This window comes from Deinococcus aerophilus (genome assembly GCF_014647075.1).
GTDB classification, from domain to species: domain Bacteria; phylum Deinococcota; class Deinococci; order Deinococcales; family Deinococcaceae; genus Deinococcus; species Deinococcus aerophilus.
This window is the reverse complement of the sequence record NZ_BMOM01000049.1, coordinates 1-13,873: the sequence shown is the minus strand read 5'-3', so window position 1 is coordinate 13,873 and position 13,873 is coordinate 1. Positions and strand designations below refer to the sequence as shown.

Below are 13,873 nucleotides of genomic sequence, written 5' to 3'. Positions count from 1 at the left end.
CGGTGGCATTTTCGGTTGTCACAAACAGAAAGTGTCCCCTACCGGGGACGCTTTCTCATACTTTGTGTCAGGCCGTCAGGTGCTTGAGGTCAACTTGCCAGAGCCGTGCAGGGAGAGGCGACGGTGCAGAGGCGGGCGGTGAAGGTCCGGGGCCGGCGGCTCAGCGAACTGCTGCTGAGAACCCGGGCGCCGCGCGTTGACCCACGCCGTGGCAGCCACGGGGATTCGCCGATCCGCTCAGTTGCCGGCACTGCGCAGCAGACAGTTCTGCACGTCCCCCACCCGCCGGCCCCGGGGAAAGATCACCTGGATTACCGGGCCGTTCTGCGCCGTGTTGGTGTACTCGGCTGTTCGGCCGTCCAGCGGCCCGCCCTGGAAGGTCACCACCCGGCTGCGTTCGTCGTAGCGGTAGCGTCCGTTGCCTTTGGTGCCCGTCTGGTAGGCATACGTTCCCTGTGCGAGAGAAAAGGTGCCCATGTAGGTGTGCTCGTAGATTGGCAGCCAGCACTGGTAGGTGCCTGGCGGCGGCCCGCCCTGGGTGGGGCCGGGGTTGAAGGGCAGCACGTCACTGGCAGCCACGACTCCATCGGGCACGTTCGTGTCCTCGTAATGGACCAGGTACCCGCCCCCCTGCACGGCGCGCACCGTCGCCTCGTTCGTGACCGAAAAGGACTTCACCAGCACGCGCTGACCGGGCTGAAAATTGGTCGGGGCAGCTGAGGTCTGAGTAGCTGGAACCTTGCTGGCCGATGCTGCCGGGGCCAGCTGGACGCGGCACCACCCCAGCAGCGTCGTGCCGTCCACGTCTGCCCAGATGCCGGCCAGAGCTCCGGCCGTGTTTCGGGCCTGGAAGGCCACCACATGCTGCCCCGGCGCGTCGCTGGTGTTCAGCGCCGTGTACGTGTATCCCAGGCTGCCGAGCACTTCCCGGAACCGCGTTTCCCGTCCGGGAATGGTGTCCCAGACGACGAACTCGCTTTTCGCGCACCGCCCGCCTGCCGTCTGCGCCACCGTGTCCACCTGGGCGGGAAAGGACCCCAGCTCCGGGGCGCCGGTCACGACCTGCGCGTCGACGAAGGTGACCTCGACCAGGGTGGACGTGGGGGCGGCAGCCCGGGCCTGACCAGTGAGCAGAAGACCGAGGATCAGCAGCATGCGGGACATGTTGACTCCTGGGGCGCAGCACGAGCGAACGAGGGTTATAGGAAACGGTTGGGTCAGGTTATGGTCCCTCTCCCGGACGGTTCTGTCAAGGTCGGGTGGGCATGATCCCTGCCAAATGACGCACCTCCACGATTCTTGGAGGTGCCCACGGGATTTGTGGTGCTCAGGCGCTACTGGGTGATGGAGCGGCCCTTCGCCTGGCTGGGCAAATCCAGACGCATGACCAGAGATGGTGAAGCGCTGGTCGAAACTGCAGAGAACCTCGTTGACGAAGTGATGGTCGGTCTCATGGTTCGCGGCCTGGCTAAGTTCCCCCCTTGACGGTCTGCAAATGTACTTTAGGCCACTTGGCTGACCCGTCCATGCGCCACTTACAGCATGTGCTCCCTTTGGCCTGTGGAGCACCATATGGGCATAAGCGCTGCGCCGGATTCAGAACACTCAGGCAGCGCAGGGAGAACCGCACATGAACGTGAATCTTCACCTCGGCCAGAACCGCGTTTCCGAACTTCGTCTCGAAGCCCAGCATGCCCATCAGGTTCATCAGGCCCGGCTCCAGCGCGAGGGACGTCCTGGCCTGAGGGGGGGCGTGAATACCCTGCTCGCCCGGCTGCACTTGGTGTGAGTTCCGCGCCCCCGTTCCCTTCCAGACGCCGCCTCCTTCCCCTGTGAAGAGAGGCGGCGAAGTTTTGGAGGCAGCCCCCATCGAAGGGACCCGTGGCCGGGCGCACAGTCTGAGATGGCCCAGACGGAACGGCGTTCAGGCTGTCCTGCAGGCCCCGTCAGAGGGCCGTTTTGGGCAGGGTGAAGTGGAAGGTCGCTCCTGCCCCGGGCTGCCCCTCGGCGAACATCGTTCCCCCGTGACGGGCCACGATGCGCCGGGCGTTGGGCAGCCCCACGCCCGCGCCCTCGAAGTCCTCCCGGTGGTGCAGCCGCTGGAAGATGGCAAACAGCTTCTCGCTGTAGTGCGGATCGAAGCCCACGCCGTTGTCGCGCACCGAGATGACCCAGCTCGCTCCGCGATCCTCGGCCCATACCTCAATCACCGCCGGCTCACGCATGCGGGTGAACTTCAGGGCATTGTCGAGCAGCGCCCGGACCACCTGACGCAGCAGGTCCGCATCCCCCGGTACCGTCGGCAGGGAGCCCAGGTGCCAGACGACCGGGCGCGGCGGCTGGTTGTGGGTCAGCTCGTGACGTACCGCGTCCAGCAGGTGGTCCAGGTCCACCGGCCCGGTCCGGAGCGGCTGACGCGAGGTGCTGGAGAGGTCCAGCATGCCGTCGATCAACCGGTCAAGCTGGTGTGCCGCGTCCTGAATGATCCCGAGGTACCGTTCGGTCTTCTGGCCCAGCGGTCCGGCCAGCGAGCGGCGCAGCAGGTCGCCGAAGCTGATGATGTGGCGGACCGGCGTGCGCAGGTCGTGCGAGACGCTGTAGGCAAAGGCCTCAAGTTCCTCGTTGAACGCCTGCAGCACATCGCGCTGGTTTTGCAGTTCGGCCGTGCGCTCCCGGACCTGCCGTTCCAGTTGGCCGGACCGCTGAACCCGGCCCAGTGACAGGGCTCCCTGACTGGCCAGGGTCAGCAGAAAGTGGTGTTCGGCCGGAGTGAAGTCGTGCGTCGTGCGGAACTCCAGCACCATCAGGCCCAGCGCCTGACCGTCCTCGGTCAGGGGCAATACCGCACTGACCGTCTGTGCCGGAGCGCCGGGCCCGGCTTCCAGAGCCCCGCTGCGGTGGAACAGCAAGGGGGTCCCCGAGCGCAGCGCGTCGGCCCCGGCTCCCGGTTCACGCAGGTTTGCGCTTCTCCACTGGCGGCCGGCCGTCTCGCCGCGCTGCGCCGCGACGGTCAGGGTCTGCTCCTCGACCAGGAGCACCGCTCCGCCCGTGCCTCCCAGGGCATTCAGCGCGTCACTCAGAATCACGTCGCATACCTCGTCCTGGGTGCGGGTGGCGGCCAGGGTCTGCGTCAGGTCCTGCAGGCGGGTCATCAGCGCGGCCGCCTCCTCGCGCTGGGTGACATCGGTCTGGAAGCCCACGTAGTGCGTGACGGTCCCTCCCGGGCCACGGATGGGACTGATGGTCAGCTCGTTGCAGAACAGGGTGCCGTCCAGGCGGTAGTTGCGCAGGACCACGGTGGCGCTGCGTCCCTGCTCGATGGCCTCCCGGAGTTCCTGCCTGGAGGGCTGCGCCAGATCCTGCCCCTGGAGGAAGCGGCAGTTGTGCCCGATGATCTCGCTGGCCGGGTACCCGCTCAGGCGCTCGAAAGCCGGGTTGACATAGATGACGGGCATGTCCGGCAGCCGGACATCGGAGATCACGACGCTGTGGACGCTCGCGGTGAGCGCCTGGCTGAAGAGTTGCAGATCGGGGGGGAAGCTGGGTAGGTCGTCCCTGGGACCTGCCGGGTCGACCGTCATGACTGGAATATAGGGTATGGCGGCAGAACGCAGAAAGTCCGTGCTGGAGTTTGGGACGCCGTGCCGGGGCAATCTTCACCGCGGCGAAGGTGCATGGCGACAGGAGGGCGCCTCCGCGCTTGGCCATGCCCGGCGCCCTTTTTCCCACACGCAGGACCGGCCAACCGCGAATGTGAGGGGTCGGTGGATGCGGCAAGCGGCCCTTGACGGCCCGGATCGTCTATCTTGGCAACACCCGTGAATCGTCCTTTCCCCCCTGCAACCATGGCCTCCCCACCCTTTCCGGGGGACAGTGACATGGCAGCCCGGATGCGTGAATTCGACTGGGCCGGCACGCGGCTCGGGCCGCCAGAGGCATGGCCGCCGGCCCTGCGGACGGCCGTGGGGATCACGCTGAGCAGCGCCTTTCCAATCCTGCTGCTGTGGGGACCAGACTTCACGCAGCTGTACAACGATGCCTGCCGTGACCTGATGGGAGACCGGCACCCCGGCGCCCTGGGGCACCCCAACCGGGTCTCCTGGCCGGAGCTGTGGGCCTTCCTCGAACCCGTGTATCAGGGCGTGTACGAACGCGGCGAGACATTCCGGTTCACCGACCAGCGCTTCATGCTCACCCGACACGGGCAGGAGGAGGAGGCGTACTTCACCCTGGGTTACGGCCCTGTCCACGATGAAACCGGCGCGGTGGGGGGCATTCTGGTCACCATTCTGGAAACCACCGGGCAGGTCAGCGCGCGGCACCACCTGCAGGCCCAGCGCACAGAACTTGAGGCCCGGACCCGGTCCCTGGCCCTGATCGAGGAGTTTCTGCAGGATTACAGCGCCAACAAGACGGCCTACGGCCTGATCCACAGCCTGCAGGAACTGCTGACGGATTACCTGCCCGAAGGCCGCATGGTGTACTGCGAGCCGGACAACGAAGGCTGGCAGGTCAGGAGTCAGGTGACGGCGCGCACCGAGGCGGGTGGAACAGAGTCAGACGACTCCCCCTGGCCCCACGACGCCGGGTGGCTCCAAATCCCTTACGAGACCGGTCGGCCGTACTACCATTCTGGACTCCCCGATGACACCCAGTCCACCCATGCCGTGGCCATGCTTCCCGTGCGGTGGGGGTCCAGCGTGCGTGGCGTGTTCGGCTGCGTCTGTGCCGCGCCCGAGGAATGGTCCCCCCTGCAGCGCAGCATCCTGGAGGCGGCCGTCCGCAGTCTGGGGCTGGCCCTGAACCGCGAGCACCGCGAGGATGAGGCGCGCGAGCACGCGGACGCCGCCCTGCTGGCCAGCCGCAGCCGCCTGCATTTCGCGCTCGACGCTGCGGGGCTGGGCGCCTGGGAACTCGACACCCACACTCAGGTGGCGGCGCGGACCATGCGGCATGACGAGATCTTCGGTTACCCGCAGGGGCATCCGGCGTGGACGTATCAGACCTTCATCGCCCACGTTCTTCCCGAAGACCGCGAGGATGTGGACCGCCGGTACAGCGCCGCCCTGGAACGCGGTGAGGCATGGGACTTCCAGTGCCGCATCCGCCGCGCGGATGGAGAGGTGCGCTGGATCTGGGCCCGCGGCCAGACCCTCAAGGGTGTGCGGGGCGACTCCGCCCATGTGCTGGGTCTGGTGCAAGACATCACGCAGCAGCGGCTTGCCGAGGCAAATGCTGTTGACCTCAACACGCACCTTGAGCTGCAGGTCCGGGAGCGCACCCGCGCCCTGGAAGAGGCGAACGGGGAACTCGAGGCCTTTGCCTACAGCGTCTCGCACGACCTGCGCACGCCGCTGCGGCATATCGCAGGATTTTCTCAACTGCTTCACAGGCATCTGGGAGACACGCTGGATGTCAAGGCGACCCGCTACCTCGGGGTTATGGAAGACGCCATCGGGCGGATGGACCGTCTGCTCGAGGCCATGCTGAATCTGTCCAGGATCTCTCAGGTGTCCCTGCAGGTTGCTTCGGTGGACCTGGGCCAGCTGGTGGAGGAGACGCGCGGGGAACTCGTGGATGAAGCGGAGCGCCGGCTGGTGGAGTGGCAGGTTGGGCCGCTGCCGCAGGTGACGGGCGACCCCGCCATGTTGCGGCAGGTGATGGCGAACCTGCTGTCCAACGCCCTGAAGTACACCGCCAGACAGGAAAAAGCGGTGATCGAGGTGTGGGCGGAGGAACGCCCGGACCGCTGGGCGCTGTTCGTGCGGGACAACGGCGTGGGCTTCGATCCGCGTTACGCGGACAAACTGTTCGGGGTCTTCCAGCGGCTGCACCGCCAGGACGACTTCGAGGGCACCGGGGTGGGGCTGGCCAATGTCCGGCGCATCGTCACGAGACACGGCGGAGAGGTCTCGGCCACCGGCCAGCCCGGCGAAGGCGCAACCTTCGGATTCACGGTCCCGAAGGCGCGCGCCAATTCCTGAAACAGCGGCGCGGCCCCGGCACAGACAGCCCGCGTTTACCGGCCAGCCTGCGCCGCCTCATGGTCTATTACTTGCCCCGGCGGCCTTTCACGCAAAGGGACGGAGGCAGTCAGGGTTTGACCACGAACCACACCTGACCCACGTTCTGCCCGGTGGTGTCGCCGGGCTTGCTGTCTTTGGCCCAGAAATACAGCGGTTTTCCGTCGTAGGTGACCTGCAGCGCGCCGTCCTTGCGAAGGGTGGTGCCCAGTTTGCTGCCCTTTTCGGCCGGCAGGTAAGCGCTCAGCAGCGGTGGCCAGGCGGCGGCACACCCGTCATAGCAAGTGCTCACATTTTTCTCGTCCCTGGTGTACAGGTATAGGGTCATGCCGTTGGGGGCAACCAGATGGTTGCCCAGCTCGCTGCTCTTGGCGGTGCTGACGGGAGGTCCTGGATTGACCGCGTACCAGACCTTGCCTACGTCCTGCCCGGTGGTGTCGCCCGCCTTCTGGTCGCGCACCCAGTAGTACAACGGCCAGCCGTTGTAGGCCACCTGCTGCGTGCCGTCCTTACGTTTGACCAGCGTTAGCTTGCCGGGCATTCCGGAGGGCAGTTTGGGCAGCGTGTCAGACAGCAGCGGGGGCCACGCGACGGCGCACTGCTCATAGCAGTTGGTGACGCCCGGCGTGTCCTTGGTGTACAGGTACAGGGTCATGCCCTTGTCGCCGGTCAGAATACTGCCCAGTTTGGCATCCTGGCGCAGATCCAACTGCGGGGTAGCGGCGCTGGCATGGGCGGAGCAGACGAACACGACGAGGGCGGCGCGGACCAGCATGGTCTTGATCATGAGGAACCTCCACCTCCAGAAACGCGGCGCCACCCGGTTTGGATTCATCTCTGGGCTTACAGACTGGTCCAGCCCAGAACCAGGGTTGGTCGGGTCTGCCCTGTCATTGCGCGTCCCGCATCTTCCAGGCTGATACAGACGTAATCCCGGCCTTCCACGCTGGCCGCCAGGACTCCCCGGACGCTGCGGGTACTGGGCGTCAGGGGATCGCCGCGCTTCCAGTTGGACGCCACCCACACCTGATACACCTTGCCGGAGGTGGGCGGCGGCAGCACGAACAGGACCTCGCGGCCAGGCAGGAGCAGCAGATGTCCGGCGGTGGATTGATTCCGGGCACTGAGTTCCAGCACGGTCACTCCGGGCCGGGCCAGCCAAGCGGCCACCTGCCGCTGCTCGGCGCGCACGGCATTGGCCTGAACGTGTTGCCAGCCGCCCCAGCCCACCGCTCCGGCACACAGCACCAGCAGCGCGGTGGTGCGGACAAATGCCGGCGCAGGCCGGCGCAGCGGGGCCGGTTCAGTCCAGGCGCTCCGGGCCGGGCGGGGGCGCCGCGGCGGAAGCGGACCGGCCACCGGCAAGGCGTCCACCTGGGCCGCGAGTTCGGTCCGCCACGCGACCACCTGCGTCCGGCATACCGGGCAGGCCAGCAGGTGGGCCTCGGTCTGGTCCTCGGCCGGGCCGTGCAGGTCGCCCACCGCATACGCGCGCAGCAGGTCCACGTCGGGATGCGGGGCCCTCACCCTCTCTCCAGCGTGCGGCGCATCCTCGCCAGGGCGCGGCGTACCCGCGTCTTGACGGTGCCGAGCGGCAGCGCGTGTGCGGCGGCGATTTCACCATGACTCAGGCCCAGAAAAAAGGACTCGCGAATCAGGGCCCGGTCCTGTTCGGTCAAGTGGCCCAGCGCGACCTGAACCACCACACGGGTGTCCAGATCGGGAGCGGCACAGGCCTGCGACACCTCGCCCGACAGGTCTGCTTCACTTCCGAGTACGGGCCGCGCCCCGCGTGCCCGCAGGCGGCTGAGGGCCTCATTGCGTGCCACCGTATACACGAAGGCGCGCGGCGACCCGAGTTCGGGCCGGTACTGATGAGCGCGGCGGTAAAGACGGTCAAACGTATCCTGCAGCACCTCCTGCGCCTCCTCGCGGTCTCCCAGCAGCCGCCATGCCAGGGCGTAAACATGGCCGCCCAGCCGGGCATACAGCTCGGCGAGCGCGTCCTCGTCACCGTGACGCAACCGCAGCATCAGAACAGGTTCGTCGGTCATGGGCCTGGTACTCCAGGATACGCGCTTCATGGTCGGCTGGATTCACCTGCACGGAGGGTGGGGCGCTGATGCGTCCTGATGCCCGCGCCCGCGCTGCCCATGCTGGTGTTCCGCCCCCATGGCCGCAATCTGAGCGTGCCGGCGCGAAAGGTTCAGTCATCGTTGCGACTCGCGCCGGCGGCCGGGCCGGGCCGCCCATACTGCTGGGGCCATGTCGAATTCCTCTGAGTTTTCCGGCTTCGTGCAGGTCCGTGGAGCGCGGGAACACAACCTCAAGGACCTCTCGCTGCAGGTGCCGCGCGACGCCCTGGTGGTGTTTACCGGGGTATCCGGTTCGGGCAAGTCCTCGCTGGCCTTCGGAACCCTGTACGCCGAGGCGCAGCGGCGCTACCTAGAATCCGTCTCGCCGTATGCCCGCCGCCTGTTTCATCAGGTGGGGGCGCCCGACGTGGACGCCATCGAGGGCCTGCCGCCGGCCGTCGCCCTGCAGCAGCAGCGCGGTGCGCCCACGGCCCGCTCCTCGGTGGGCAGCGTCACCACCCTGTCCAATCTGGTCCGGATGCTGTACTCACGTGCCGGAACGTATGCGCCGGGGCAAGGCATCGTCTACGCCGAGGGCTTTTCGCCCAACACCCCCGAGGGGGCTTGCCCGAACTGCCACGGTCTGGGCCGGGTCTACGAGGTCACCGAGGCCTCCATGGTGCCCGATCCGTCACTCACCATCCGCGAACGGGCGCTCGCGGCGTGGCCGCAGGCCTGGGGCGGGCAGAACCAGCGCGACATCCTGGTGTCGCTCGGCATCGACGTGGACGTGCCGTGGCGCGAGCTGCCGCCACAGACCCGGGAATGGATTCTGTTCAGCGACGAACAGCCGGTGGTGCCGGTGTATCCGGGCCTGACGCCCGAGCAGACCCGCCGGGCCGTGAAGCGCCGGGCCGAGCCCGACTACATGGGGACCTTCAGCAGCGCCCGGCGGCACGTCCTGCACACCTTCGCCACCACCGAGAGCGCGGCCATGAAACGGCGGGTGCAGCGCTACATGATCGCGGCCGAGTGCCCGGTGTGCGGGGGCAAGCGGCTGCGGCCGGAAGCCCTGGCCGTCACGTTTGCGGGGTACGACATCACCGAGTTCTCGCGCCTGCCCCTGAAACAGCTGGCTGCGCTGCTGCGCCCGTATGCCGCCGGCCATGAGGACGGGCACGCGCAGCTTGTCCAGCGGCTGCCCGAGCAGGCCCTGGCCCGGCAGCGCCTGACCGGCGACCTGGCCGCGCGGCTGGACGTGCTGCTGGACCTGGGGCTGGGCTACCTGCAGCTCGAACGGTCGACGCCCACCCTCTCGCCCGGGGAGTTGCAGCGCCTGCGCCTGGCCACCCAGCTGTACTCCAACCTGTTCGGCGTGGTGTACGTCCTGGACGAACCTTCCGCCGGACTGCACCCCGCCGACACCGAGGCGCTGCTCGGGGCGCTGGACGGCCTGAAGGCGGCCGGCAACTCGCTGTTCGTGGTCGAGCACGATCTGGACGTGGTACGCCGCGCCGACTGGCTGGTCGACGTCGGTCCAGGGGCCGGGGAGCAGGGCGGCGAGATCCTGTACAGCGGGCCGCCGGAGGGTCTGCGGAATGTGGCGGCCTCACAGACCGCCAGGTACCTGTTCCGTGCGGGCCCACAGGCCGCGCGGGTGCCGCGCGCACCCTCCGGGTGGCTGGAACTGTCCGGCGTGACGCGCCACAACCTCCAGGACCTCGGCGTCCGGTTTCCGCTGGGCGTGCTGACCTGCGTGACCGGCGTGTCGGGGTCGGGCAAGTCCACCCTGGTCAGTCAGGTTCTTGCCGAGACGCTGGCGGCCCACTTCGGACCGGGAAGCGGTGATCAGGCGGGCGTGGTCCCCGACGAGGAGGACCACAGCGACCTCCCGGCCCCCGCTACCGCCTGCCTGGGGGGAGACGTGACGGCCCTCTCGCGGATGGTCCGGGTCGACCAGAAACCGATTGGCCGCACGCCCAGAAGCAACATGGCGACCTACACCGGGTTGTTCGACCATGTCCGCAGGCTGTTTGCCGCCACTCCACTGGCCCGCGAGCGGGGCTACGGCGCGGGCCGATTTTCCTTCAATGTCCGGGGAGGGCGCTGCGAACACTGCCAGGGCGAGGGCTGGGTGATGGTCGAGCTGCTGTTCCTGCCCAGCGTGTACGCACCCTGCCCGGTGTGCCACGGCGCGCGCTACAACGCCGAGACGCTTGAAGTCGAGTACCGTGGGCGCACCATCGCGGGAGTGCTGGGCCTGACTGTGGACGCCGCCTGGGACTTTTTCCGGGACGACGCGGCGGTGTTCCGCAGCCTGGACACCCTGCGCGAGGTGGGCCTGGGATACCTGAGGCTCGGCCAACCCGCCACCGAACTCTCCGGTGGGGAGGCGCAGCGCATCAAGCTGGCCACCGAGTTGCAGCGCGCCGGCCGGGGACAGACGCTGTACCTCCTGGACGAACCCACCACCGGGCTGCACCCCGCCGACGTGGAGCGCCTGGCCCGTCAGCTCGGGCGGCTGGTGGACGCCGGCCACACCGTTATTGCCGTGGAGCACGACATGCAACTGGTGGTCGGCAGCGACTGGGTAATTGATGTCGGTCCCGGCGCGGGGGATGAGGGCGGTCAGGTTGTGGCGCAGGGCACGCCGGATGAGGTGGCGCGCGCCCGCGGCAGCCGGACCGCGCCGTATCTGGCCCAGGCCCTGGGCAACGTGGCGAACGGGGTGGGGGCGCCCTGACGGGGTGGGCGGAAAGGTTCCGCACCGCCCAGTGTTCTGCGTTGCCTGTGCATGTGACTGCCCAACCGGGTCCAGCGGGCACGTCTTCTGAATCAGGGGCCGCCCCTGTAGGGCAGGATGGCCTCCTGGTCCGCCACGCACCGCACGCCGCGGGGGAAGGGGAAAGCGTACCTCTTTCTCTGCCCATGCCTGGCCGGTCATCTCAGGGCGCACTTCAGCATGGAGGACCAGATCACCGATGCGGACGCCTGATACGCGCGGTCTTTGCGCCGTCCCTTGTTCTGACGCTCCTGGGGTGGGTCTGGCCGGGGTGATTTCCCTGTTTCTTTGTTTCTTTTCGCGGCGCTGCGGTTGCTGACGCGCCTGGAAGCGCGCGGATCCGGGGAGCTTCCGGCCTCAGGGGCCTGACCGCGCCCGCGTTGGCCCCGCCGTTCCGGGCCCGGCTGCCGGGAACATGGAGCGCCGCAGGTTGGGGGAAGGGCGGCAACCCCGTCTGTCAGAATACGAACGCGCTCCCGTCAGGATCTGGGACAGTAACCCTCCCGGTCACGAAAAGCCTGTAGATGAGCAGAAGAAAGGAGTCCAGATGCGCAAGGTGATCGTGACCGAGTTTCTGACCCTCGACGGCGTGTATGAAGAGCCCACTCCGTGGCAGCAGGGCTTCTCGAGTCCGGAGATTGGGCAGTTCAAGCACGATGAGCTCTTCGAATGTGACGTCCTGTTGCTTGGCCGCGTGACATACGAGGAGTTCGCCCGTTACTGGCCGGACGCCACCGGCACCGGGGAGTTCGGCGAACGGATGAACCGCCTGCCGAAGTTCGTCGCCACCACCACCCTGAACTCCCTGGGATGGAACGCCACTGTACTTGGGAAAGAGGTGGGCGCTGCGGTGGAGGCGCTCAAGCGGCAGGCCGGTGGAAATCTGCTCGTCTACGGCAGCGGCACCCTCGTTCAGACGCTGCTGCGCCGCGGCCTTGTGGACGAATTGCGTCTGATGGTCTATCCCCTGGTTCTGGGGAGCGGCCGGCGCCTGTTCCCGGGCGGGGGGGACCGGCTGGCCCTCAACCTGATCGCCTCCAGGGACCTCGGCGCGGGCGTGCTGCTCCTGACCTACGTTCCTGTGGCTGCAGGCTGACCTGAAGCGGGCGAGGAAAAGGATCGGCTTTCCATCAACCTGAAGCGTCCTTACCCTTGGGGTGTCCGCCGGTTGCACAGGAGATGCCGGGTGGCCTTGTCCGCCCCTGTGCGGTGGGCAGAGAACAGTCCTTGACCTCGCCCTGCCGGTGCCTGCTCTACCGGGTCGCCTGCGTTTCGGGCGTCAACCGCTGTGCGGCCGCTGCCGCCACCAGCCCGCCCGCCAGATACCAGCTCGCCGTCAGCAGGGGTGTCCTCGGCGACCGTGCTCCCGGCTGGCGTCCCAGGCCCAGGGGCCCGGGCAGGACCACCGCGCCCACGCCCGCCGCCAGTCCGAGCATTCCACCGCGTCCCCACGCGCCTTGCCGTGTCCCCAGCCCCACCAGGCCGTAATACAGGGTGTTGGACACCAGATCTCCCAGCAGCGTCCAGCGGTACAGCGCCGCGCCCCGGGGTGGGTTCACATGCAGGGCCTTCAGCGATCCGGCCAGGGCCCGCTCGCCAATCACCTCGATGCGGGGGGCGTGGGGCACTACCCGCCGGACTCCCTCGTTCAACACGGTGACCGTGACTGCCCCGGCCAGGCCGATCAGGCCCAGGCGGATCAGGCGGGCACGGCGGCGCTGGGCCTCGGTCGGGGCCGGATCGGGGGAGGAAGGCATATTCTCTGAAGTCATGGGCACCTCCTGAACAGAGCGGGGCATCATCCGCAGCGAAACGGAATGGGGAGCGGTCCACAGCAGCACACGCCCCGCACGCGCGGGCCGCCTGTTGCTCCGGCGGAGAGGTGGCTGTAGGCCTGACGACAGGCTGCGAAGCGCTCCGCGATGGCCGCCCCACTTCCCCTCAGGCCCCGCTCCCGGATGGTGCGGGCGACGGCGGCCGAGCAGGACTCGCCCCCGAAGAAGGCGGCGTAGGCACAGCGAAATCCCTTGTGAGGAGAGAGCCAGCGCTGGTAAAGCGCAATTCCTCCCAGGACCGAGGCATCGAGAAACGGCATGCCCTGAGCCTAAGCCGCAGCAGGGAGAGCACAGTTGAGACACACCTAAAGAATCCAGGGGAAACCCTGCTTCTATGCGGGCGGCTCCTGTGGACTGGACCCGGTGAAGCCGACATCCAGCCAGGAGGCGGCCGTGTCCCGCTCAGCCGGGGCCAGGGCGGCGCACCACAGATCCCAGATCCGCTCCCGGAGGTCCGGGTGCCGGCCCAGGTGGTCCGCCAGGGCGGTGCGTTCGGCAGCGGAGCTTGCGTCCTCCTTCCGGCCTGCCTCGTTGCGGTACAGATGGGCGAGCCGGCCGGCAATCTCGACCGGGGTCAGGCCCAGGGGGGAGCCACACGCCGGCAGGTCCGTAAGCCCCAGGTCCTCCCGGAGAAGACGAAGCTGTTCCGCGTTCGCAATCGAGTGTGCAGCGTCGTTCATGTCCGGTCAGCATGACAGACCGGCTGGCTCCGCCAGAACGAACATGCCACACCCCCCCCACACCCGGATCCACCGCTGTCCTGCAGATCGTTCGCCTCTGTTTCCTGTCTCCGGCCGCCCAGCACCCAAGGCCGCCACATCCTGTTCTGACGGCCAGGGGCGTTGCCGCTGCGCCGGTATCCCACCCAGCATAGGGCTGCCTACAGCGGGCCACACCTTGATCCGAAGCTGAGACGGCCTTGAGCCAGTATTGAGGGAAACGGGCACTTTACAGCGGCTTAACATGAAACTTCCCAGGATGGTAGGAGAACGTCCATTCTTTCCTTCTGGAGGTTGTTCCATGACCCAGCCCGCCGCTTCGACCCTGACCCGCATGTTGCAGACCCATCCGCAGACGGGCCGCTCCCCGTTTTCCATGGAAGCCCTGACCGAGTGCCTCGCGGCCTGCTTTGAGTGTGCCCAGGCGTGTACCTCGTGT

At 67.7% G+C, this 13,873-nt stretch carries 12 protein-coding genes; 4 read left to right on the top strand and 8 right to left on the bottom strand.

Annotation, left to right across the window (positions count from 1 at the left end; genetic code table 11):
- Positions 1 to 237 precede the first annotated feature (237 nt).
- Positions 238 to 1,164 (bottom strand): hypothetical protein, encoded by a 927-nt coding sequence (locus IEY21_RS15940; protein ID WP_188905331.1) that lies wholly within the window; start codon positions 1,162 to 1,164, stop codon positions 238 to 240.
- Between the two features lie 466 nt (positions 1,165 to 1,630).
- Here IEY21_RS15940 and IEY21_RS15930 point away from each other — a divergent pair, with 466 nt between their 5' ends.
- The gene (locus tag IEY21_RS15930) at positions 1,631 to 1,789 is read left to right on the top strand and encodes a hypothetical protein (RefSeq protein ID WP_188905330.1); all 159 of its coding nucleotides are present in this window, start codon (positions 1,631 to 1,633) and stop codon (positions 1,787 to 1,789) included.
- A 157-nt stretch (positions 1,790 to 1,946) separates the two neighbouring features.
- Here the strand turns inward: IEY21_RS15930 and IEY21_RS15925 are convergent, their stop codons facing one another.
- Complete coding sequence (locus tag IEY21_RS15925; protein ID WP_188905329.1) at positions 1,947 to 3,581, bottom strand: PAS domain-containing sensor histidine kinase; 1,635 nt, start codon at positions 3,579 to 3,581, stop codon at positions 1,947 to 1,949.
- A 297-nt stretch (positions 3,582 to 3,878) separates the two neighbouring features.
- Here IEY21_RS15925 and IEY21_RS16955 point away from each other — a divergent pair, with 297 nt between their 5' ends.
- Positions 3,879 to 5,984, top strand: a complete 2,106-nt coding sequence (locus IEY21_RS16955; RefSeq protein ID WP_229753178.1) for a sensor histidine kinase — start codon at positions 3,879 to 3,881, stop codon at positions 5,982 to 5,984.
- Positions 5,985 to 6,093: 109 nt separating this feature from the next.
- Here the strand turns inward: IEY21_RS16955 and IEY21_RS15915 are convergent, their stop codons facing one another.
- The 3 genes from IEY21_RS15915 to IEY21_RS15905 are packed head-to-tail and all read right to left on the bottom strand — an operon-like array spanning position 6,094 to position 8,077.
- On the bottom strand, positions 6,094 to 6,810 hold the full coding sequence (locus tag IEY21_RS15915) for a hypothetical protein (RefSeq protein WP_188905328.1): 717 nt from the start codon (positions 6,808 to 6,810) through the stop codon (positions 6,094 to 6,096).
- Positions 6,811 to 6,866: 56 nt separating this feature from the next.
- Entirely contained in the window at positions 6,867 to 7,550 is a 684-nt protein-coding gene (locus IEY21_RS15910; protein ID WP_188905327.1) for a hypothetical protein, read from the bottom strand.
- Positions 7,547 to 8,077 (bottom strand): RNA polymerase sigma factor, encoded by a 531-nt coding sequence (locus IEY21_RS15905; protein ID WP_188905326.1) that lies wholly within the window; start codon positions 8,075 to 8,077, stop codon positions 7,547 to 7,549. The genes IEY21_RS15910 and IEY21_RS15905 overlap by 4 nt, the downstream gene beginning before the upstream one ends.
- Before the next feature lie 211 nt (positions 8,078 to 8,288).
- Between IEY21_RS15905 and IEY21_RS15900 the strand changes: the two genes are divergently transcribed.
- Both IEY21_RS15900 and IEY21_RS15895 read left to right on the top strand, forming a co-directional pair.
- Positions 8,289 to 10,841, top strand: coding sequence for an excinuclease ABC subunit UvrA (locus tag IEY21_RS15900; protein ID WP_188905325.1), 2,553 nt, complete (start codon positions 8,289 to 8,291; stop codon positions 10,839 to 10,841).
- A 586-nt stretch (positions 10,842 to 11,427) separates the two neighbouring features.
- The gene (locus IEY21_RS15895; protein WP_188905324.1) at positions 11,428 to 11,976 is read left to right on the top strand and encodes a dihydrofolate reductase family protein; all 549 of its coding nucleotides are present in this window, start codon (positions 11,428 to 11,430) and stop codon (positions 11,974 to 11,976) included.
- A gap of 157 nt (positions 11,977 to 12,133) precedes the next feature.
- On the opposite strand, the gene IEY21_RS15890 is transcribed toward IEY21_RS15895, so the two are convergent.
- The 3 genes from IEY21_RS15890 to IEY21_RS15880 form a co-directional block, all read right to left on the bottom strand.
- Positions 12,134 to 12,652 (bottom strand): hypothetical protein, encoded by a 519-nt coding sequence (locus IEY21_RS15890; RefSeq protein WP_229753177.1) that lies wholly within the window; start codon positions 12,650 to 12,652, stop codon positions 12,134 to 12,136.
- A gap of 26 nt (positions 12,653 to 12,678) precedes the next feature.
- On the bottom strand, positions 12,679 to 12,975 hold the full coding sequence (gene yidD / locus IEY21_RS15885; RefSeq protein WP_188905323.1) for a membrane protein insertion efficiency factor YidD: 297 nt from the start codon (positions 12,973 to 12,975) through the stop codon (positions 12,679 to 12,681).
- 72 nt (positions 12,976 to 13,047) lie between these two features.
- Positions 13,048 to 13,395 carry a hypothetical protein gene (locus IEY21_RS15880; RefSeq protein ID WP_188905322.1) on the bottom strand — a complete coding sequence of 116 codons (348 nt, stop codon included), beginning with the start codon at positions 13,393 to 13,395 and terminating at the stop codon, positions 13,048 to 13,050.
- Between the last annotated feature and the right edge of the window lie 478 nt (positions 13,396 to 13,873).